This window comes from Bacillus sp. SIMBA_154 (assembly GCF_046536015.1).
Taxonomy (GTDB): domain Bacteria; phylum Bacillota; class Bacilli; order Bacillales; family Bacillaceae; genus Bacillus; species Bacillus pumilus_P.
The window spans coordinates 1-258 of sequence record NZ_JAWJBV010000401.1 but is presented as its reverse complement, the minus strand read 5'-3'; the positions used below and the strand labels follow the sequence as shown (position 1 = coordinate 258).

At 46.1% G+C, this 258-nt stretch carries 1 pseudogene; it reads right to left on the bottom strand.

Features of this window, described 5'->3' with window-relative positions:
- Window positions 1-31: 31 nt before the first annotated feature.
- Window positions 32-258, bottom strand: a pseudogene (gene tdh, locus R0K30_RS22535) (L-threonine 3-dehydrogenase); the annotation flags it as partial.

Sequence of the window (258 nt, the reverse complement as noted above, 5' to 3'; positions counted from 1 at the left end):
ATTCAAATTCTTTCATTATAGAACCCTCCCCTTATGGAATCAAAATGACTTTGCCGCACTGGCCCTTTCTCATCAGGTCAAACCCTTTTTCAAAGTCTTCAAGCGGAAACTGATGCGTGATCACCGGCGTCAGATCAACAAGGCCGGATTCAAGCAGATGCGATCCCTGCCGCCATGTTTCAAACATTTTTCTGCCTGTGATGCCTTGGACGGTAACTCCTTTAAAAACCACGTAATTTGTCAGGTCAGCAGTCACCG